This is a genomic window from Spirillospora sp. NPDC029432 (assembly GCF_040703975.1).
Classification (GTDB): Bacteria; Actinomycetota; Actinomycetes; order Streptosporangiales; family Streptosporangiaceae; genus Spirillospora.
The window spans coordinates 19,127-38,599 of the sequence record NZ_JBEZWH010000072.1; the positions used below are offsets into that span (position 1 = coordinate 19,127).

Consider the following 19,473-nt stretch of genomic DNA (forward strand, 5'->3'; position numbering starts at 1 on the left):
GTGGTGCCTGTCGAGACGGACATTAGAAGTAGCCCTCCTTCTTGCGGTCCTCCATGGCGGCCTCGCTGGAGCGGTCGTCCGCGCGGGTCTGGCCGCGTTCGGTGATGCGGGTGGCCGCGATCTCCTCGATCACCTCGTCGAGGCTCGCCGCGTTCGACTTCACCGCGCCCGTGCAGGAGGCGTCGCCGACCGTGCGGTAGCGGACCGTCGCCTCGAACGCCGGCTCGTCGTCGCCGCGGTTGGCGTACGGGAGGTCGGCCAGCAGCATGCCGTCGCGCTCGAACACCCGCCGGCTGTGCGCGAAGTAGATCGGCGGCAGCTCCAGCTCCTCGCGCCGCACGTAGTCCCAGATGTCCAGCTCGGTCCAGTTCGACAGCGGGAACACCCGGACGTGCTCGCCCTGCTGGATCCTGGTGTTGTACAGGTTCCACAGCTCGGGCCGCTGGTTCTTGGGGTCCCACTGGCCGAACTCGTCGCGGAACGAGACGACCCGCTCCTTCGCGCGCGCCTTCTCCTCGTCGCGCCGGGCGCCGCCGAACGCGGCGTCGAACCGGTGCTCCTCGATCGCGTCCAGCAGCGTGGTCGTCTGCAGCCGGTTGCGGCTGGCCCGCCGCCCGGTCTGCTCCACCACCCGGCCCTTGTCGATCGACTCCTGGACGGACGCGACCACGAGCCGCACGCCCAGCTCGGCGACCCGGCGGTCGCGGTACTCGATCACCTCGGGGAAGTTGTGCCCGGTGTCCACGTGCATGACCGGGAACGGGATCGGGGCGGGAGCGAACGCCTTCTGCGCCAGGCGCAGCATGACGATGCTGTCCTTGCCTCCCGAGAACAGCAGGACCGGCCGCTCGAACTCGGCGGCCACCTCCCGGATGATGTGGATCGACTCGGCTTCGAGGACGTCCAGCTGGGACAGCAGATAATCGCAACGCTGCATGGTCTACGGCTTCTCTCCACGCTCGTCTGGGCTCGTGGGCTCGTCTGGCGGACTCGTCGGCGGCTAGGGGCGGGATGCGGTTGTGGGGCGGGCCGTGCGGCGGTGGCGGGCGCCGGCCGGGCGGGATCAGCCCGGCGGGGCCTGCGTCACGTCCCGGATGCCGGTCAGCAGCGTCGATGCCGACCCCGGGTGACACACCAGGATATCCGGCAGCCGGGGGTCCTTCCGGTTGTAGGCCAGCGGCGCCCCGTCGATCCGGGACGCGTGGGCGCCGGCGGCCAGCGCCACCGCGGCGGGCGCGGCCGAGTCCCATTCGTACTGGCCGCCCGCGTGGACGTAGGCGTCGACCACGCCCAGCAGCACCGCCGCGATCTTGGCGCCGGCCGAGCCGATCGGGACGAGCTCCACCTCGGTGCCCGTCCCGTCCAGCCGCTCCGCCAGCCGGGTGAGGAACTCGGGGGGCCGGCTCCGGCTCACCGCGATCCGCAGCCGGCCGGGGGCGGGCGGCTTCAGCAGCAGCGGACGCTCGCCGTCCGCGTCCACGACCACGGCCCCCTCGGCGGCGGTACGGAGCGTCGCCCCCTGCGCGGGCAGCGCGACCGCCCCGGCGGCCAGCCGGCCCTCGGGCCGCTGCTCCCACAGCGCCACATGGACGGCCCAGTCGCTGCGGCCCTCCTCGGCGAACTCGCGGGTGCCGTCCAGCGGATCGATGATCCAGACGCGCTCGGCGGCGAGCCGTACCGCCAGGTCGGTGTTGCCCGTTGGGGGGCCGTCCATGGCCACGGCGGTGGCGCTCTTGCCGGCCACCGAGGCGCGGCCCTCCTCCGAGAGGATCGCGTCGTCCGGACACGCCCCGGCGAGGGCGGACATCAGGTACTCGTGCGCCCGCAGGTCGCCGGTGTCCTTGAGGGCCCGCGCGTCGGCGAACCCGATCTCGTCCCGGACGCCCAGCAGCAGCCGCCCGGCGTGCGCGGCCAGGTCCCCGGCCAGCGCGTGGTCACCCGCGGCGGGATCCGCCGCCGGAAGCTCCGTCATCGACCCCATCACAATCCCGGCTCGGCCTATCGGTTCGGTCTACATTGTGGTGCACACCGAACCTCGCCCACACGCCGGGTCTCATGGTGCGGAACGCGGCCGCCCCGGCCGTGCTCCTAGTAGGCGCCCGACCCCTTGAACACGGCCGACCAGGTCTTCCACATGATCTGCAGATCGAGGGCGAGGGTCCAGTTGTCGACGTAACGCAGATCCAGCCGGACGGATTCCTCCCACGTCAGGTCGGAGCGGCCGCTCACCTGCCACAGGCCCGTCATCCCCGGCTTCACCGCGAGCCGCCGGTACACGTCGCCGCCGTACTGGGCGACCTCGTCCGGCAGCGGCGGGCGCGGCCCCACCAGCGACATCTCGCCGCGCACCACGTTGAACAGCTGCGGCAGCTCGTCCAGCGAGTAGCGGCGCAGCCGGCGGCCCACCGCGGTCACCCGCGGGTCGGCCTTCATCTTGAACAGGACGCCGTCGCCCTCGTTCTCCGAGCGCAGCTCGACCTTGCGCTGCTCGGCGTCCACCACCATCGTGCGGAACTTCAGCACGGTGAACTCGCGGCCGTCGCGCCCCACCTGGGTCTGCCGGAACATCACCGGCCCCTTGCTGGTCACCTTGATCAGGAACGCCACCAGCATCAGCAGCGGGCTCAGCAGCAGGATCCCCGCCAGCGCCGCCGTCCGCTCGAACGCGCCCTTGAGCAGCTTCCGGGAGCCCTCCAGCTCCGGGTGCTCCACGTGCAGCAGCGGCAGCCCCGCCACCGGCCGGATCGAGATCCGCGGGCCGGTCACGTCCATCAGCGCGGGGGCCACCACCAGCTCGACGTCGTCGCGCTCGATCTGCCACGCCAGCCGGCGCAGCGCCACCCCGTCCATCTCCGGGCACGCCAGCACCGCCACCGAGTCGGCGCCGCTGCGGTCCACCACCGCCGCCGCCTGGCCGAAGTCGCCCAGCACCGGGACGCCCTCGACCTCGCTCACCGCGTCCTCGCCGGACGCCAGCGCGGGCGGCAGGCACACCCCGACGATGTCCATGCCGTGGTAGCGCTTCTCCCGCAGCAGCTTGATCAGGTCGGCCACCGACGTCCGGTGCCCCACCGCGATCACGCGGCGCATGCACTGGCCGTTCCACCGCTTCTTGTGCAGCCACTTGCGCAGCCGGTAGCGGGCCACCAGCGCCAGGAACGTCCCCAGCGGCAGCGCCATCACCACGTACCCGCGGGCCACCTCGGTCTTGGTCGCGTACGCCACGATCGCCACCGCCGCGGTCAGCACGAACCCGGCGCGCAGCACCCGGTGGAACTCCTCCCACCCCACGCCCACGAAGCGCGGCTGGTAGGCGCGGCACAGCACCAGAGTCACCACGAACAGCAGCGGCAGCACGACCGTCAGCGCCACGTACGGGACGGTGGGGTCGCTGGGGATCCCGGGAAAGCGGAGCACGAAGGCGATCACGCCCGCCGAGAGCATGCTCAGGCAGTCGAGGGTGGCGGCCAGGCCGCGGTAGCGTCCGGTCCAGTTGCCGCCCGAGGGTCGTCGCGACTGTTCCTCGATCGGGGCATCAACGAGCCTGATCTTGTCAACGACGGCCATCGACTCTCTCACCACCCCTGCCACATGCGCCCCATAACGCACGGTCCCCAACGGAGACGGCCGAACGGCAATCGAGGTTCACATGCCACGCGAAGCCCGCGTGTGATGCATCTTACGATCCGGATTCTCACTAGGTGAGCGGAACGCCGCTTTCGCCCGATCGATCTTTGTCAGCGGGCGCGCGCCGTCCCGCACCTGTTCCGCACCGAACCCGCTACGAGGCGTGGAAGGTGTTCTGCGCCGCCTCCAGCGGCCCCGTCAGCAGCGCCTCCACCGCGTCCGCGGCGCGCTCGACGTTCAGGTCCAGCTCCTTGCGCTCGGCCGCGGAGAAGTCCTTCAGCACGAACGCGGCCGCGTCCATCCGCCCCGGCGGCCGGCCCACCCCGAACCGCACCCGCAGGTAGTCCTTGTCCCCCACGGACCGGGTGATCGACCGCAGCCCGTTGTGCCCGTTGTCGCCGCCGCCCCGCTTCAGGCGCACCGCGCCGTACGGGATGTCCAGCTCGTCATGGACGACGATCAGCCGCTCCACCGGCACCTTGTAGAAGTCGCGCAGCGCCTTCACCGGCCCGCCCGACTCGTTCATGTAGCCGCGCGGCTTCGCCAGCACCGCCCGCGCCCCCGCCAGGCGCCCCTCCAGGACGTCCGCGCGCCCCTTGTGCGACTTGAACCGGCCCCCGGCCCGGCCGCCCAGGACGTCCAGCACCATGAACCCGGCGTTGTGCCGGTTGCCGGCGTACGCCGGGCCCGGGTTCCCCAGCCCCACGACCAGCCACGGATCAGTGCTCATCTACGGAGTCCCTCATCGCCGACGGCCCCCGGCGGCGCGAGCGCCGCGGGGGCCGTGCGGAAGCGTGTGCCGCCGGTCGCCCGGCGGCGCGGATCACTCGGCCGACTCGGCCTCGGCGCCCGCCTCGGCGGCCTCGCCCTCGGCCTCGGCCTCCTCGCCGGCCGGCTCGGCCGACAGCGTGGCGTCCACGATCTGCACCAGCAGCAGCTCCTCGTCGGCGGCCAGGGTGGCGCCGGCGGGCAGCTTCAGGTCGCGGGCCAGCACCTGGGAGTCGATCTCCAGGCCGCTGATGTCGAGCTCGACGTTCTGCGGGATGTGGGTCGCCTCGGCCTCGACCGAGATCTCGACCTCGGTCTGCACCAGCCGGCCGCCGGCCACCACATCACCGGTGATCTCGATCGGGATCGACACCTCGACCTTCTCGCCCCGCTTCACCAGCAGCAGGTCGACGTGCTCCAGGAAGCCCTTGATCGGGTCGCGCTGGACGTCCTTGGGCAGCGCCAGCTCCGCACCCGAGCCCAGGCCCTCCACGCGCAGCAGCACGTTGGGGGTCTTGAGGGCGAGCATCAGGTCGTGGCCGGGCAGCGAGATGTGCTGCGGGTCGGTGCCATGGCCGTACAGGACAGCGGGAACCTTGCCGGCCCGGCGGGTGCGCCGCGCGGCACCCTTACCGAACTCGGTGCGCGGCTCGGCGGCGATACGTACCTCGGACACGGCGAAAACTCCTCGTTGTTGCGATCCACGGCCGTCCGGCACTGGACGTCCGCTGCGGACATGAGCGAATCAGGCGTTGCTCGATGCGTCAGGCGCCTCGAAGATTCTTTGCGTTAACCCGGGGAGTACGAGTCCTCGCACGGCGCCGGTCTGAGGGCCGTGCCGGAGCCGCACTGGACGACCCGGGGCACACGCGGATTCAGCAAGTCTAGCCGATCGTCCCAACACGCAAAGCCAATGGGGCCCGCTCGCCCGGCCCTCCGTCCCGGACGCGCGCGGGCCCGGGACGGTGCGTGCCGTCCCGGGCCCGAACGCGATTCGCCGGCTACCGGCGCCGCGAGGTCAGCTGTGACCTCCGAAGAGGCTGGTCACCGACCCCTCGCTGAAGACCTCGTTGATCGCGCGCGCCACCAGCGGCGCGATCGACAGCACGGTCAGCTTGTCGAACTGCTTCTCGTGCGGGATCGGCAGCGTGTTGGTCAGCACCACGTCGGAGATCCGGGAGTTCTTCAGCCGGTCCACCGCCGGGCCCGACAGCACCCCGTGCGTCGCCGCCACCACGACGCGGGTCGCGCCGTTGTCGAACAGCGCGTCCGCCGCCTTCACGATCGTGCCGCCGGTGTCGATCATGTCGTCGACCACCACGCAGGTGCGGCCCTCGACCTCGCCGACCACGTCGAACACCTTGACCTCGTTGGCCACGTCCGGGTCGCGCTTCTTGTGGATGATCGCCATCGGCACGCCGCCGAGCCGGTCCGACCACCGCTCGGTGACCCGCACCCGGCCCGCGTCCGGCGCGACCACCGTCACCTGCGACAGGTCCAGCCGGCTCTCGAAGTGCGTGGCCAGTAGGTCCAGCGCGAACAGATGGTCGACCGGGCCGTCGAAGAAGCCCTGGATCTGCGCGGTGTGCAGGTCCACCGTGATCAGCCGGTCGGCCCCCGCGGTCTTGAACATGTCGGCCATCAGCCGGGCCGAGATCGGCTCACGCCCGCGGTGCTTCTTGTCCTGCCGCGCGTACCCGAAGAACGGCGCCACCACGGTGATCCGCTTGGCCGACGCGCGCTTCAGCGCGTCCACCATGATCAGCTGCTCCATGATCCACTGGTTGATGGGAGCCGTGTGGCTCTGGATCACGAAGGCGTCCGAGCCGCGGACCGACTCCAGGAACCGCACGAAGGTCTCGCCGTTGGCGAAGTCGTACGCCGAAGTCGGCGTGAGCTCGACGTGGAGGTTGTCGGCTACTTCCTTGGCCAGGTCCGGGTGGGCGCGGCCGGTGAAGAGCATCAGCTTCTTCTGGCCGCTCGCCTTGATCCCACTCACCTCTGACAACTCCCCCTCAATGGAACTGAACTACTCGTGGGAATCGCCCCCACCACCCGGCTGCGGCGGGATGGGCCCCGGCCCGCACGGGAGTTCCTCATTCGCCGGCCTCGGCGGCGCGGCGTGCGGCCTCCGCGGCCTCCGCCGCGGGCGTCCCGGCGCGCCTTCGCTCGACCCAGCCCTCGATGTTGCGCTGCTTGCCGCGGGCGACCGCCATGGCCCCCGGCGGCACGTCCTGGACGATCACCGAGCCGGCCGCCGTGTAGGAGCCGTCCCCGATGGTCACCGGCGCGACGATCATGTTGTCGCTGCCGACCTTCACGTGGTCGCCGACCACGCTGTGGTGCTTGCGTACCCCGTCGTAGTTCACGAAGACCGAGCTGGCGCCGATATTGGAGCCGGTCCCGATCGTGGCGTCCCCGACGTAGGTCAGGTGCGGGACCTTGCTGCCCTCGCCGACCTCGGCGTTCTTGGTCTCCACATAGGTCCCGATCTTCGCCTTGCGCGCCAGCCTGGTGCCCGGCCGCAGGTACGCGTACGGGCCCACCGACGCCTCCGGCCCGATCTCGGCCTCCACGCACACCGCGTTGACGACCTTCGCGTCCGCGCCGACCCGCGTGTCGGTCAGCGTGGAGTTCGGCCCGACCTCGGCGCCCTCGCCCAGGTGGGTGGCGCCGTGCAGCTGCGTCCCCGGGTGCACCACGGCGTCGCGCTCGGCGGTCACCGTGACGTCGATCCAGGTGGTGGCCGGGTCGACGACCGTCACCCCGGCCCGCATGTGGGCCTCCAGGATGCGGTCGTTCAGCTGCCGCCGCGCCTGCGCGAGCTGCACCCGGTCGTTGACGCCCTGGGTCTCCACCCAGTCGGCCGCCAGGAACGCGCCGGCCCGGTGCCCGTCGCCGCGCAGGATGCCGATCACGTCGGTGAGGTACTCCTCGCCGTTGGCGTTGTCGGTCGTGACCCGCTTGAGCGCGTCCGCCAGCAGCGCGCCGTCGAAGGCGTACATCCCCACGTTGATCTCGCGGACGGCCCGCTGCTCCGGGGTCGCGTCCTTGTGCTCGACGATCGCCGTCACGGCGCCGCCCTCCTCCCGGAGGATCCGGCCGTACCCGGTCGCGTCGGGCATCTCGGTGGTGAGAACCGTCACGGCGTTGCCGTCACCCTCGTGCACCCGGACGAGCTCGGCGAGCGTCTCGCCGCGCAGCAGCGGATGGTCGCCGTTGGTGACCACGACGGTCCCGCTCAGCTCCCCCGTCTGCTCCAGGGCCGTCCGGACGGCATGCCCGGTGCCCCCCTGGTACTCCTGCACCACGGGCTCGGCCGCCGGATGCTCCCCGGCCAGATAGTCGATCACCTGCTCCCGCCGGTGGCCGACGACGACCACCAGCCGTTCGGGCTCCAGCGCGCGGCCGGCGGCCAGCACGTGCCCGAGCATCGGGCGCCCGCACAGCTCGTGCAGGACCTTGGAGGTACGGGACTTCATCCGGGTGCCCTCGCCCGCGGCGAGGACGACGACGGCAGCCGGGCGGCTCGCGCTCACGTGGAGGCTCCTCGGCATCGCGGACTGGATTGGTCTCGGGTGCCGATCTACCTGCTCAAACAGGGACGCAACACACCCGACACCCGAAGGATACCGCCCTGCCCGGGACTGTCACCCCGCCGGGGACCCGCGCGCGCCGGACGGGGTCGGGTCCGGCCCCATCAGGGACCGGACACGCACCTCGGAACCATCTCGGAACCACTCTCGGAACTCGGTCCGCCGAGCTCCGGCGCCAGGATTCGAACCCGAACTAAAGGCACCAAAAGCCCTTGTGCTGCCAATTACACCACGCCGGATCAAAGCCCCCTGAAACCGGACAGGCAGCCCGGGGGTCCAGGGTCGCAGCCATGATAGCGACCGCCGCCCTCGCCCCCCACCTCGTTTCGCCGCTGATCGACTTCGCCGCCGCGGTTTAGGACGCCCAGGAGCGAGCACCCCATCACCGAGTCGTCCGACCAGTCCCAGGGCGCCGGCGGGACGCCGGCACCGGGGATGGAGAGCGCGGTTGGAGAGCATGAAGCACCGGTCGCCGAACGCGTGCCCCGCGGGCAGCCCGCCCAGCGAACCTTCGGCGGAGATCACACGTTCCTCCTGCGTGAGGGACGCGTCCCGCCTTCCCCTGGGGCCCTGGTCGCACGAGTGATCCTTGAGTCCTCCCGAGATGCATTGCTACCGATTTTACGTTTCCAGCCCTATAAACCTACGCAACCGTAGGTTACGGTGGCGTAAGTAGTGGCCGTCTGAACACAGGAAGTGGTGCCAATGGCTACAGCTCCCGTCCTCGATCCGCCCCGCCAGCAGCGCAGACCCGAGGTCGAGCCTGAGCCGACGGGGAAGGCCGAGCGGATCCTCGTCGGGGTCTTCACCGGGATTCCGTTCCTGGCGCTGCTCGCGGCCGTCCCGCTGGCCTGGGGAAGCTTCCTCGGCTGGACGGACGTCGCGCTCATGGCCGTCTTCTACTTCATCTCGGCCGGCGGGATCACGGTCGGCTACCACCGGTACTTCACGCACGGGTCGTTCAAGGCCAAGCGCGGGCTCAAGATCGCGCTGGCGGTCGCCGGCAGCCTGGCGATGGAGGGACCGGTGATCACCTGGGTCGCCGACCACCGGCGGCACCACAAGCACTCCGACAAGGAGGCGGACCCGCACTCGCCGTGGCGGTTCGGGACCGACTGGAAGGCGCTGGCCAAGGGGCTCGGCTGGGCCCACTACGGCTGGCTGTTCGACGGGAACCGCACGTCCAAGGAGCGGTTCGCCAAGGACCTGCTGAACGACAAGGACATCGTGCGGGTGCACAAGGCGTTCCCGGCGCTGGTCGCGGTGACGCTGCTGCTGCCGGGCGTCCTGGGCGGCCTGCTGACGATGTCGTGGGCGGGCGCGTTCACCGCGTTCTTCTGGGCCGGGCTCGTCCGGCTGACGCTGGTGCACCACGTGACGTGGTCGATCAACTCGATCTGCCACACGTTCGGCAACGAGGACTTCGAGGTGCGCGACAAGTCGCGGAACGTGTGGTGGCTGGCGATCCCGTCGCTCGGCGAGTCGTGGCACAACCTGCACCACTCCGACCCGACGTGCGCCCGGCACGGGGTCCTGAAGGGCCAGGTCGACATCAGCGCCCGGGTCATCTGGGCGTTCGAGAAGACCGGCCTCGCGCACGACGTACGGTGGCCGGACGAGGAGCGGCTGGCGGCGAAGCGGACGAACAGGGCCGCCTGACCGTCACAATTGATCCCGTGACAGAACCCGCCCCACGGTCCCGCAGGAAGCGGATGACCGGCAAGGAACGACGCGAGCAGCTCCTCGGCATCGGCCGGACGCTGTTCGCCGAGCGCGGCCTGGACGGCACCTCCGTGGAGGAGATCGCCGCGGCGGCCGGGGTCTCCAAGCCCGTGGTGTACGAGCACTTCGGCGGCAAGGAGGGCCTGTACGCGGTGGTGGTCGACCGGGAGTTCGAGCGGCTGCTCGCCTCGGTGACCGAGGCGCTGGGCTCGGCGATCCACTACCGCGCCAAGCTGGAGAAGGCGGCGCTGTCGCTGCTGGAGTACATCGAGACCAATCCGGACGGGTTCCGGATCCTGGTCCGCGACTCGCACGGCGGCACCGGCACCGGCAGCTTCGCGAGCCTGCTGAGCGAGATCGCCGGCGAGGTCGAGCACGTGATGGCCCAGGAGCTGGACCGGCACGACTACGACGACAAGGTCGCGCCGATGTACGCGCAGATGCTGGTGGGGATGGTGGCGCTGACCGGCCAGTGGTGGCTGGACGCGCGCCGTCCCAAGCGCGAGGAGGTCGCGGCGCATCTGGTGAACCTGGCGTGGAACGGCCTGTCCGGGCTGGAGCCGCGGCCGTCGCTGGATCCGAAGCGGCGCCGCAAGGAGGCCGAGCGCCGCGAGCGGCGGGCCGAGAAGGCCGCGGCCAAGGCCGAGAAGGCGGAGGAGAAGGCCGCCGCGAAGGCGCACCGCAGGGAGCGCCGCGACGGCGACGGTGCCGGCGCCGAGGGCGAGGCGCTCGGCGGGGCCGCGCCGCAGCCCTCGTAGCGGGCGCGGCGGCCCGGAGACGACGGAGCCGGTGGCCGCCGGAGTTCGTCCGCGCGGCCACCGGCCGGGGTCACCGTGTTGAACGGTCGTTCCCTGCCCCGGATTTCGAGGCTCGGGTCTTGGGATGCCGCCCATCGCGCGGACGGGCACACCGCAGGGGAACGATTCGCTCCGCTCGCGCGGTGGGCGGCACCCTGATCAGGGGCCTCCGGCGCGTTCGGCGATCACGAACACGCGCCGGAAGGGGTAGACGGTGCCGTACGGCGCGGGCGGGTAGGCCGCGCGCAGCAGGGCGCCGTACTCGGACAGGAAGCCGGATGCCTCGGCGGGGCCGAGGGCGGTCAGGACGGGGCGCAGCGCGGTGCCCTTGACCCATTCCAGTACGGCGTCCTCGCCCTGGAGGACCTGCGCGTACGTGGTCTCCCAGGCGTCGGCGGCGTGGCCGTGCCGGGCGATGAGGTCGAGGTAGCCGGCGGGGTCGAGGACGGGGCGGCGGGCGACGGTGCCGCCCAGCCGGTCGCGCCAGCGGGGCGCGTCGCACAGCTCGCGGAGCAGGGTGTGGCTGGGGGCGTCGAAGTTGCCGGGGACCTGGAACGCGAGCCGCCCGCCGGGGGCGAGCGCGGCGATCCAGCGGGGCAGCAGTCCGGTGTGCCCGGGGACCCAGTGCAGGACGGCGTTGGAGACGATCAGGCCGGGCGGGGCCTGGGGCGTCCAGGCGGTGACGTCGCCGACGGCGAAGTCCAGGCGGCCGGGGATCGCGTGGACGCGGGCGGCCTCGATCATCTCGGCCGAGGAGTCGATCGCCTCGATCTCCGCGTCCGGCCAGCGGCGGGCCAGGGCGGCGGTGAGCTCGCCGGAGCCGCAGCCGAGGTCGGTGATCCGGCCGGGGGCGGGCAGGTCGCGCGCGGCCCGGTCGATCAGCTCGGCGAACGGGCGGCCGCGCTCGCCGCCGAAGACCCCGTACTGCGCGGGGTCCCAGACGGCGGCTCGTTCCGCCCCGGCTTGTCTCGACATCAAGAGACATGATGCCCGCCGATAATCTTGATGTCAAGAAAGTCTTCTCGATATCGAGACAGGTAGGGTGTCGGCATGCAGGACGAGGTGGACCGGCTGGTCGAGGCCTGGCGCAAGGAGCGCCCGGACCTCGACGTCCGCCCGCTGCAGGTCCTCAGCCGCGTCTCGCGGCTGGCCCGCCACCTCGACCGGGCGCGCCGGGCCGTCTTCGCGGCGCACGAGCTGGAGGGCTGGGAGTTCGACGTCCTCACCGCGCTGCGCCGGGCGGGCGACCCGTACCAGCTGAGCCCCGGCCTGCTGCTGCGCGCCACGCTCGTCACCTCGGGCACGATGACCAACCGGATCGACCGGCTGGCCGCCGCCGGGCTGGTCGAGCGGCACCCCGACCCGCAGGACAAGCGGGGCGTGCAGGTCCGCCTCACCGAGGCCGGCATGACCCGGGTGGACGCGGCGTTCGCCGACCTGCTGGACCGCGAGAACGCGATACTGGAGAGCCTGGCCCCCGACGACCGGGAGACCCTCGCGGGGCTGCTGCGGAACCTGCTGATCCCGTTCGACAGCGACGACTAGGCGGGCGGCTCCGTCAGCCGACGTCCTCGGCGAGCATCAGCCACTCCTCCTCGACCCGCGCCGCCTCCGCCCGGATCTCCCGGAGCCGGCCGTCCAGCTCCTGGAGCTTCTCGTAGTCGGTGGCGTGCGCGGCGAGCTTCTCGTGCAGCTCCGCCTCCTGCTTGGCGAGCTTGTCGAGGCGGCGTTCGAGCTTGTCCAGCTCCTTGCGTGCCTTCCAGTCCTGCCCGCCGCCCTTGGCCTGCGCCTTGGGGGCGGTGACGGCGGCGGCCGTGGACTCGGCCGCGGCGGCCGTACGGGTCGGCGCGCTCCCCTCGGCGCGGCGCCGGAGGTACTCCTCGACGCCGCCGGGCAGCATCGAGACCCGGCCGTCCCCGAGCAGCGCGACGGCGTGGTCGGTGACGCGCTCCAGGAAGTAGCGGTCGTGGCTGACGACCACGAGCGTGCCCGGCCAGCCGTCGAGCAGGTCCTCGACCTCCGTGAGCGTCTCGATGTCGAGGTCGTTGGTGGGCTCGTCCAGGAGCAGCACGTTGGGCTCGCCCATCAGCAGCCGCAGCAACTGGAGGCGGCGCCGCTCGCCGCCGGACAGGTCGCCGACCGGCGTCCACTGCCGGTCGCCGCGGAAGCCGAGCCGCTCCAGCAGCTGGCTGGCCGTCCACTCGCGCTTGCCGACGGTGATCCGGCGCTTGATCTCCTCGACCGACTCCAGCACGCGCCGGGACGGGTCGAGCTCCTCAAGGTTCTGCGAAAGGTGCGCCAGCTGGACGGTCTTGCCGCGGACCACCTTGCCGGACCCGGGCGCGACGGCGCCGTCCAGCAGCCGCAGCAGGGTGCTCTTGCCGCTGCCGTTGACGCCGACCAGGCCGATCCGGTCGCCGGGGCCGAGCCGCCAGGTCAGATGCTCGAAGATCGGGCGGCCGCCGACCTCGACGGTCACGTCCTCGATGTCGTACACCGTCTTGCCGAGCCGCGCGGTCGCGAACCGGGTCAGCTCCACCGAGTCGCGCAGCGGCGGCTCGTCCGCGATCAGCGCCTGCGCCGCGTCCACCCGGAACTTGGGCTTGGACGTGCGCGCCTGCGGGCCGCGGCGCAGCCAGGCCAGCTCCTTGCGCAGCAGGTTCTGCCGCTTCGCCTCGGTGGCGGCGGCGATCCGGTCGCGCTCGGCCTTGGCCAGCACGTACGCCGAGTAGCCGCCCTCGTACCGCTCCACCCGGCCGTCGACGACCTCCCAGGTGCGCTCGGTGACCTCGTCCAGGAACCAGCGGTCGTGGGTGACGATCAGCAGCGCGACCCGGCGCGACCTCAGGTGCCGGGCCAGCCAGTCGATGGCCTCCAGGTCGAGGTGGTTGGTCGGCTCGTCCAGAACGATCAGGTCGGTCTCCGGCACCAGCAGCCGCGCCAGCGCGACCCGGCGCCGCTCGCCGCCCGACATCCCGGCCACCGGGGCGTCCAGGTCGAGGTCCGCGAGCAGGCCGCCGAGGATGTCGCGGGCGCGGGTGTCGCCGGCCCACTCGTGCTCCTGCCGGTCGCCGAGCACGACGCTCCGCACGGTCGCGCCCTCGGCGAACGCGTCGCGCTGGGTCAGGTAGCCGAGGCGGAGCCCGCGGGCGTGGGTGACGCGGCCCGCGTCCGGCTCGGTGGCCTTCGCCAGGATCTCCACGAGCGTGCTCTTGCCGCCGCCGTTGCGGCCGACGACGCCGACCCGGTCGCCCTCGTCCAGTCCGAGGGAGACCGCGTCCAGCAGCGGTTCGGGGCCGTAGGCCTTGGTGACGTTCTCAACGTTGATCAGATTCACGACGCCTACCAGGCTAATGCCCGCGCGGGGCTCAGTGGCCCGGGCCGGGGCCGTACGGACCGGGCGGGCCCGGCTGGCCGGGCTGGCCGGGCTGGCCGGGCTGGCCGTACGGGCCGGGCTGCTGGTTCTGGCGGTTGCGGGAGCGGGTCACCATGACGACGGCGAAAACCCCCGCCGTGACCACCAGGACGAGGAGCAGCAGCACGATGAGGGCGAGGAGGAGGGAGACGCTGGCCATGGTGGCTCCTATCGGGGGTCAGATGATCGTCGCGCCGGGGACGGGGCCGTGCGCGGGCAGCGCCTCGCGGACCTCGTCCAGGTCCGCCAGCGCGGCCGCCAGATCCACCGCGTGCCCGGCCGAACCGGCCAGGAACGCGCAGGTCGGCCCGGAACCCGAGACCAGGGAGCCCAGCGCGCCGAGCTCACGGCCGGCGGCGAGGGTGCCGCGCAGCGCGGGGCGCAGCTCCAGCGCGGCGGGCTGCAGGTCGTTGGCCAGGGCCGCGCCGAGGCCCTTGGCGTCGCCGGTGGCCAGCGCCGTCATCAGCTCCGCGGAGACGTCCGGCAGGTCGGCGTGCTCGCCGTTCGCGTCGCGGAGCCGGTCGCACTCGGCGTACACCGCCGGGGTGGACAGCCCCCCGCCGGCCGTCGCGAACACCCAGTGGAACGTCCCGCGGGTCAGCGCCGGGGTGAGCCGCTCGCCGCGGCCCAGCCCGACGGCCGTACCGCCGAGCAGCGCGAACGGCACGTCGCTGCCCAGTGCGGCGCCGAGCTCCAGGAGGTCCTCGCGGTCCAGCAGCGGGCTCTCGGGGTCGTCCCACAGCCGGGCGCACGCGACCAGCGCGGCGGCGGCGTCGGCGCTGCCGCCCGCCATCCCGCCCGCGACCGGGATCGCCTTGCGGATCCGCAGCCGGGCGGACGGCTCCACGCCGAGCCGCTCGGCCACCAGCAGCGCCGCCCGCACGGCCAGGTTGTCACCGTCGACGGGCACGCCGTCCACCGCCACGGCCGAGCCGGGGGCCGCCTCCACGGCCACCGAGAGGGAGCCGTCCGGGACGGCCGTCACCTCGTCGGCCAGGGAGACGGCGTGGAAGACGTTGACGAGGTCGTGATACCCGTCGTCGCGGAGCGGCCCCACGCTGAGCTGGAGATTGACCTTCGCTGGCACGCGTACGGTCACTGCGGTCGCGGTCACGTCAGGGAAGCGTAGTGGTTCTACTCCCCGCTGGTGACGGGGAGGTTGCGGGGGTTGAAGTACGGCGTGGTGGCCAGCTCGCGCAGCGCGGAGACCGCCTTCTGGTCGCCGGTCACCGCGTACTTGCGGCGGTCGTCGCGCGGTTCCTGCGCCTGCTCGTCGGAGTTGAAGTAGACGACGGCCTTCACCTGCGGGTTCTGCAGGGTCTCGGCGGCCTTGCGGAGCCACTCGGCGCGGCGGGTGCCGTACGCCTTGGGCACCCCGAACTCCGCCACCATGATCGGCTTGGGCCGGTCGCCGGCCCAGTCCATGAAGACCTTGACGACCTCCGACAGGTCGCGGTAGTCGTAGCCGGCGCCCGGCTGGGCGTCCACGCAGATCCAGTCGACCTGGTCGTCGCCGGGGTAGTACGACGGCCCGTTGCGGCTGCCGAAGCCGGTGGCGGTCGGGCACCAGACCCACGCCACGTTGTCGACCCGCTCCGCCTTGAAGATCGCGCGGATGTGCTTCCACGCGGCGACGAACTCCTTGCCGCCGTGCACCCGGTCCCGCGCGCCCGGCGCGTCCATGTCGCGCGACCAGCGCAGGAAGATCGGCTTGCCGGTGGCCTTGACGGCCCGGGCGCGCTCGCGGATCACCGCGTCGTGCTCGCCGGACACGATCTCCTTGGTGTCGGCGCCGGCCCAGGTCAGCAGCAGGTAGCGGTCGCCGGCCGCCAGCAGCGCGGAGTCGTCGCGGCTCGGGAACGCGGACTTCCATCCCCGGTAGCTGTGCACGATGTCCAGCTGCCGGCCGAGGGCCTGCTCGAAGCCGCGTACGGGCTCGGGCGCGGGCCGTCCGGAGGGCGAGGCCGAGGGAGATCCCGACGGGCTCTCCGAAGGCGACCCCGAAGGCGAGTCCGAAGGAGAGCCCGAGGGCGACGGCGACGCGCTCCCCGTCGGCCCGGCCCCGTCCGGCGGCACCCAGGCGCCGAAGTAGGCGCCCTTCTCCGGCGGCATCGGCGCCACCCCGGCCCGGGTGGTGGTCGTGATCGTCGGTGTCGCGCCCGCGCCGTCACTGCATCCGGCTGCCGCGATCGCCAGCATCGCCAGCGCCGCCACGGGCATCTTCGCCCGCGCCGTCCGCGAACGCCCCTTCACCATGGTCCTCCGCCTCGTTCCGCTCCAGCACGCCCCCAGGACGATACTGGGCGATCCGGGCGAAGGCGGCCACGTCCAGTGCTTCTCCCCGCGCCTTCGGGTCGACACCCGCCGCGACCAGCGCCCGTTCGGCCGCCGCGGGCGATCCGGCCCACCCCGCCAGCGCGGCGCGCAGGGTCTTGCGGCGCTGCGCGAACGCGGCGTCCACCACGGCGAACACCTCCTCGCGCGTGGCCCGGGTGGGCGGCGGCTCGCGGCGGGTGAACGCGACCAGGCCCGACTCGACGTTGGGCGCGGGCCAGAACACCTTGGTGCCCACGTCCCCGGCGCGGCGCGCCTCCCCGTACCAGGCGAGCTTGACCGACGGGACGCCGTACACCTTGCCGCCCGGCCCGGCCGCCATCCGGGCGGCGACCTCCGCCTGCACCATCACCAGCGCGCGGCGCAGCGACGGCAGCGTCGCCAGCAGGTGCAGCACCACGGGGACCGCGACGTTGTACGGGAGGTTGGCGACCAGCGCGGTCGGCTCCGGCCCCGGGACGCCGTCGATGCGCAGCGCGTCCGCGGTGACGACCTCCAGCCGGTCCGCGAGCCCGGGGGCGCGCGCCGCGGCGGTCGCGGGCAGCTCCGCCGCCAGCGCCGGATCGATCTCGACCGCCACGACCCGCCGCACCTCGGGCAGCAGCCCCAGCGTCAGCGAGCCGAGGCCGGGCCCGACCTCGATGACCACGTCGTCCGGCGCCACCCCGGCGGTGCGCACGATCCGGCGCACCGTGTTGGCGTCGATGACGAAGTTCTGGCCCAGCGTCTTGGTCGGCCTGATGCCCAGCCGGGCCGCGAGCGCGCGGACGTCGGCGGGCCCGAGAAGTGCGTGTGCGTCGTCCCCCACCCGTCCAGTGTCCCAGGTCCCGCTAGCTGAACAGGCGGCTGCCGCAGTTGGGCCACTGGCCCTGCCAGCGCCCGTTCACCTTGTTGTAGAGCATCTGGGCGCGGTAGGTCTGCTCGGCGGGGCTGGCGTCGGACGGCCTGCCCTTGCCGCCCACCGAGCCCCAGGTCTGCATCGAGAACTGGTAGAGCCCGTAGTAGCCGGCCGGGTTGACGGCCTTGGGGTTGCCGCCGGACTCGCACTCGGCCAGGCCCGCCCAGTTGAGCCGGGCGGCCGAGCCGGTGCTCGCGCCCTTGGGGCCGACGAGCAGGATCGTCGCGACCGGCTTGCGCTTCACCTTCTCGGAGATGACGATCTTGACCTTCTTGCCCTTGCGGCGGGCGTAGGCGGTCTGCACGATCTTCAGGCCGGGCTTGCCCTTGCGCGACACCTTCTCCGTGAACGGCGCCACCTTCGAGCTCTTCTTGCGCACGGTCGGCGCGGACGTCTTCACCGTCCGGGTGACCGGCTTGGACAGCAGCCGCATCACCTTGATCATGTCACCGGGCGGGGCGGTCCGGTCCGGCTTCACCAGGTCGTACGGGCCCAGCGCGATCTTGGCCTCGGCGAGCACCTGCTCGACCGTGCCGCCGGCGCTCATGACCTCGCTCCTCTTCTTGTCCACCACGATCACGACCTTGCGCGGCGTGGGGCTCGGGCTCGGCTGGGCCGCGTCCGCCGCCGGGGCGGTCTTCGGAGCCTCGCCCTCCCCGCCGCATCCGGCGGCGAGGACCGCCAGCGCGAGCAGCAGGGAAAGCGCAGAGCGCGTAGGGGGACGGCGCACCTTGGTTCCTCCATGGGAGACAGGGCCCGGGTCCGGCCCTGTGCAACGGGCCAGACCCTAGAGCCCCTCAGGTACCTTTCGCCACCGCATCGCCCCTTTTGGTCGCCCTACTCACGTTCGCACACGGCCACGCTCCAGGCACCCCGCGACCCGGCGTACGGACGACTCCTCGGCGTCCGGGTCGCCCGGGCGCGCGGGGTCGCCCGGACGCGCGAAGATCCTGGACAGGCGAAGTCGGTAAAGCATTCCATAAAGCGCGATAAAGCAGAATTGCGCCCCAGCATTCCGTCAACTATCCATCGGGACTCTCGTCCCGGCCCCGAACCTGTAACAGGATGGCAACGTCCAATGGTTTGAGCACCGGATCACTTGACGAGCGGGGAGCGTTCATGGCCGAAAGGGTCGATTTCCGGATACTCGGGCCGCTCGAAGTCGCGGTCGGCGGGAACCGCGCCGCGGTGCCCGCCGGGAAGCAGCGGGTGCTGCTCGCCGGGCTGCTGCTGCGGTCCAACGCGGTCGTCCCGGTGGAGGACCTCGTCGAGTGGCTCTGGGGCGAGGAACCGCCGCGCTGCCCGCGCGGGGCGCTGCAGACGCAGGTCGCCCGGCTGCGCCGGTGGCTCGCCCAGTTCCCCGCCGGGGGCGCGCTGCGGGCCTCGGCGGCCGGCTACCTGATCGAGATCGAGCCCGGCCGGCTCGACCTCGCCCGCTTCCGCGACCTGATCGACGCGGCGACCACCGCCGCCGCCCGCGGCGACCTGGAGGCCGAGTCCGTGCTGCTCGGCGCGGCGCTCGCGCAGTGGCGCGGGCCCGCGCTGCCCGACGTGCGGTCCGACGCCCTGCACCGCGACGCCGTGCCGCGGCTGACCGAGGAGTGGCTGCGCGCGGTGGAACGGCGCGGCGAGGCCGCCCTGCTGCTGGGCCGCCACCAGGAGGTGGTCGGCGAGCTGCGCTTCCTGACCGGCAGCCGGCCGTTCCACGAGCGGTTCTGGTACCAGCTGATGCTCGCGCTGTACCGGTGCGGGCGGCAGGCGGAGGCGCTGGCGGCCTACCGGGACGTCCGCGCGCGGCTGGGCGAGCAGCTCGGGATCAGCCCGGGGCAGGAGCTGCAGGCGCTGCACGCGGCCATCCTGCGCAACGACCCGGCGCTCGACCGGTCGGCCGTCCTGGTCGGCTGACCCCGGGCGCCGGGGAAGGGCCGGAGAAAGCCGTCGCGCTTTCTCCGGCCCTTTTTCGTGCCGGCGGAGTGAAAGCGATCAGAAAGCGATCGGAAAGCGAACGGGCAGCCACCGGAAAGCCACATGAAAGGGGCACCCGGTAATTTTGGCGGCAGGCCGGAAGGAAAAGCCTTCCGGCCGGACCGGAAAGGGTGATCCGCATGCAGGAGACCGTTTACGAGCCCCCGATGCTGGCCGAGGCCGGCGCCTTCGCCGATGTCACCCTCGGGGACGCCGACTGGGGCATCGACCGGAAGAACGAGTGCGCGTTCTACGCGTGCGACGGCTCGGACAACTGATCCCGCCGGGGGGGGGCGCCCCCCCCCCCCCCCCCCCCCCCCCCCCCCGCGGGGGAGGATAAATAATAAAAAA

At 72.5% G+C, this 19,473-nt stretch carries 19 protein-coding genes and 1 tRNA gene; 5 read left to right on the forward strand and 15 right to left on the reverse strand.

Annotated features, from left to right (window positions below; translation table 11 throughout):
• Positions 1-22: 22 nt before the first annotated feature.
• The 8 genes from cysD to AB0881_RS35145 form a co-directional block, all read right to left on the reverse strand.
• Positions 23-937 (reverse strand): sulfate adenylyltransferase subunit CysD, encoded by a 915-nt coding sequence (cysD, locus tag AB0881_RS35110; RefSeq protein WP_366624142.1) that lies wholly within the window; start codon positions 935-937, stop codon positions 23-25.
• A gap of 126 nt (positions 938-1,063) precedes the next feature.
• The gene (locus AB0881_RS35115; RefSeq protein WP_366624144.1) at positions 1,064-1,972 is read right to left on the reverse strand and encodes a 3'(2'),5'-bisphosphate nucleotidase CysQ; all 909 of its coding nucleotides are present in this window, start codon (positions 1,970-1,972) and stop codon (positions 1,064-1,066) included.
• A gap of 116 nt (positions 1,973-2,088) precedes the next feature.
• A complete protein-coding gene (locus AB0881_RS35120) occupies positions 2,089-3,567 on the reverse strand; it encodes a sugar transferase (protein WP_366624146.1) in 1,479 nt (492 codons plus the stop codon).
• Positions 3,568-3,781: 214 nt separating this feature from the next.
• Positions 3,782-4,357, reverse strand: coding sequence for an aminoacyl-tRNA hydrolase (gene pth / locus AB0881_RS35125; RefSeq protein WP_366624148.1), 576 nt, complete (start codon positions 4,355-4,357; stop codon positions 3,782-3,784).
• A gap of 93 nt (positions 4,358-4,450) precedes the next feature.
• Entirely contained in the window at positions 4,451-5,071 is a 621-nt protein-coding gene (locus tag AB0881_RS35130; protein WP_366624150.1) for a 50S ribosomal protein L25/general stress protein Ctc, read from the reverse strand.
• A gap of 342 nt (positions 5,072-5,413) precedes the next feature.
• A complete protein-coding gene (locus AB0881_RS35135; RefSeq protein ID WP_366624152.1) occupies positions 5,414-6,394 on the reverse strand; it encodes a ribose-phosphate diphosphokinase in 981 nt (326 codons plus the stop codon).
• A gap of 97 nt (positions 6,395-6,491) precedes the next feature.
• Positions 6,492-7,934, reverse strand: coding sequence for a bifunctional UDP-N-acetylglucosamine diphosphorylase/glucosamine-1-phosphate N-acetyltransferase GlmU (glmU, locus tag AB0881_RS35140; RefSeq protein WP_366624154.1), 1,443 nt, complete (start codon positions 7,932-7,934; stop codon positions 6,492-6,494).
• A gap of 224 nt (positions 7,935-8,158) precedes the next feature.
• Positions 8,159-8,230: transfer RNA gene (locus AB0881_RS35145), tRNA-Gln, on the reverse strand.
• 466 nt (positions 8,231-8,696) lie between these two features.
• On the opposite strand from AB0881_RS35145, the gene AB0881_RS35150 reads away from it, so the two are divergent.
• Together AB0881_RS35150 and AB0881_RS35155 are read left to right on the forward strand one after the other, a co-directional pair.
• On the forward strand, positions 8,697-9,650 hold the full coding sequence (locus tag AB0881_RS35150; protein WP_366624156.1) for an acyl-CoA desaturase: 954 nt from the start codon (positions 8,697-8,699) through the stop codon (positions 9,648-9,650).
• 17 nt (positions 9,651-9,667) lie between these two features.
• Positions 9,668-10,471: a TetR/AcrR family transcriptional regulator gene (locus AB0881_RS35155; RefSeq protein ID WP_366624158.1), complete on the forward strand. Its 804-nt coding sequence runs from the start codon at positions 9,668-9,670 to the stop codon at positions 10,469-10,471.
• Between the two features lie 198 nt (positions 10,472-10,669).
• Here AB0881_RS35155 and AB0881_RS35160 read toward each other — a convergent pair whose 3' ends face one another.
• Positions 10,670-11,485 (reverse strand): trans-aconitate 2-methyltransferase, encoded by an 816-nt coding sequence (locus tag AB0881_RS35160; protein ID WP_366624160.1) that lies wholly within the window; start codon positions 11,483-11,485, stop codon positions 10,670-10,672.
• Positions 11,486-11,560: 75 nt separating this feature from the next.
• Here AB0881_RS35160 and AB0881_RS35165 point away from each other — a divergent pair, with 75 nt between their 5' ends.
• The gene (locus AB0881_RS35165; RefSeq protein ID WP_366624162.1) at positions 11,561-12,055 is read left to right on the forward strand and encodes a MarR family transcriptional regulator; all 495 of its coding nucleotides are present in this window, start codon (positions 11,561-11,563) and stop codon (positions 12,053-12,055) included.
• A 13-nt stretch (positions 12,056-12,068) separates the two neighbouring features.
• Here the strand turns inward: AB0881_RS35165 and AB0881_RS35170 are convergent, their stop codons facing one another.
• From AB0881_RS35170 to AB0881_RS35195, 6 genes are read right to left on the reverse strand one after another with little or no spacing between them, the layout of a single operon-like run.
• Positions 12,069-13,847 carry an ABC-F family ATP-binding cassette domain-containing protein gene (locus AB0881_RS35170; RefSeq protein ID WP_366624164.1) on the reverse strand — a complete coding sequence of 593 codons (1,779 nt, stop codon included), beginning with the start codon at positions 13,845-13,847 and terminating at the stop codon, positions 12,069-12,071.
• A 31-nt stretch (positions 13,848-13,878) separates the two neighbouring features.
• Entirely contained in the window at positions 13,879-14,085 is a 207-nt protein-coding gene (locus tag AB0881_RS35175) for a hypothetical protein (RefSeq protein WP_366624166.1), read from the reverse strand.
• Positions 14,086-14,103: 18 nt separating this feature from the next.
• Complete coding sequence (locus tag AB0881_RS35180; protein WP_366624168.1) at positions 14,104-15,039, reverse strand: 4-(cytidine 5'-diphospho)-2-C-methyl-D-erythritol kinase; 936 nt, start codon at positions 15,037-15,039, stop codon at positions 14,104-14,106.
• A gap of 20 nt (positions 15,040-15,059) precedes the next feature.
• Positions 15,060-16,181: a hypothetical protein gene (locus tag AB0881_RS35185; protein ID WP_366624170.1), complete on the reverse strand. Its 1,122-nt coding sequence runs from the start codon at positions 16,179-16,181 to the stop codon at positions 15,060-15,062.
• Positions 16,093-17,067 carry a 16S rRNA (adenine(1518)-N(6)/adenine(1519)-N(6))-dimethyltransferase RsmA gene (rsmA, locus tag AB0881_RS35190; protein ID WP_366624171.1) on the reverse strand — a complete coding sequence of 325 codons (975 nt, stop codon included), beginning with the start codon at positions 17,065-17,067 and terminating at the stop codon, positions 16,093-16,095. The genes AB0881_RS35185 and rsmA overlap by 89 nt, the downstream gene beginning before the upstream one ends.
• 22 nt (positions 17,068-17,089) lie before the next feature.
• Positions 17,090-17,887, reverse strand: a complete 798-nt coding sequence (locus AB0881_RS35195) for a transglycosylase family protein (RefSeq protein ID WP_366624173.1) — start codon at positions 17,885-17,887, stop codon at positions 17,090-17,092.
• 389 nt (positions 17,888-18,276) lie between these two features.
• Between AB0881_RS35195 and AB0881_RS35200 the strand changes: the two genes are divergently transcribed.
• The gene (locus tag AB0881_RS35200; RefSeq protein WP_366624175.1) at positions 18,277-19,062 is read left to right on the forward strand and encodes an AfsR/SARP family transcriptional regulator; all 786 of its coding nucleotides are present in this window, start codon (positions 18,277-18,279) and stop codon (positions 19,060-19,062) included.
• Between the two features lie 200 nt (positions 19,063-19,262).
• Positions 19,263-19,400, forward strand: coding sequence for a lasso RiPP family leader peptide-containing protein (locus tag AB0881_RS35205; protein ID WP_366624177.1), 138 nt, complete (start codon positions 19,263-19,265; stop codon positions 19,398-19,400).
• Positions 19,401-19,473: the final 73 nt, after the last annotated feature.

Excerpts from the sequence above, each read along its gene's own strand:
- cysD (WP_366624142.1), bottom strand. The coding sequence starts at position 937 with ATGCAGCGTTGCGATTATCTGCTGTCCCAGCTGGACGTCCTCGAAGCC.
- AB0881_RS35115 (WP_366624144.1), bottom strand. The coding sequence starts at position 1,972 with ATGACGGAGCTTCCGGCGGCGGATCCCGCCGCGGGTGACCACGCGCTG.
- AB0881_RS35120 (WP_366624146.1), bottom strand. The coding sequence starts at position 3,567 with ATGGCCGTCGTTGACAAGATCAGGCTCGTTGATGCCCCGATCGAGGAA.
- pth (WP_366624148.1), bottom strand. The coding sequence starts at position 4,357 with ATGAGCACTGATCCGTGGCTGGTCGTGGGGCTGGGGAACCCGGGCCCG.
- AB0881_RS35150 (WP_366624156.1), top strand. The coding sequence starts at position 8,697 with ATGGCTACAGCTCCCGTCCTCGATCCGCCCCGCCAGCAGCGCAGACCC.
- AB0881_RS35160 (WP_366624160.1), bottom strand. The coding sequence starts at position 11,485 with ATGTCGAGACAAGCCGGGGCGGAACGAGCCGCCGTCTGGGACCCCGCG.
- AB0881_RS35165 (WP_366624162.1), top strand. The coding sequence starts at position 11,561 with ATGCAGGACGAGGTGGACCGGCTGGTCGAGGCCTGGCGCAAGGAGCGC.
- AB0881_RS35175 (WP_366624166.1), bottom strand. The coding sequence starts at position 14,085 with ATGGCCAGCGTCTCCCTCCTCCTCGCCCTCATCGTGCTGCTGCTCCTC.
- AB0881_RS35185 (WP_366624170.1), bottom strand. The coding sequence starts at position 16,181 with ATGGTGAAGGGGCGTTCGCGGACGGCGCGGGCGAAGATGCCCGTGGCG.
- AB0881_RS35200 (WP_366624175.1), top strand. The coding sequence starts at position 18,277 with ATGGCCGAAAGGGTCGATTTCCGGATACTCGGGCCGCTCGAAGTCGCG.
- AB0881_RS35205 (WP_366624177.1), top strand. The coding sequence starts at position 19,263 with ATGCAGGAGACCGTTTACGAGCCCCCGATGCTGGCCGAGGCCGGCGCC.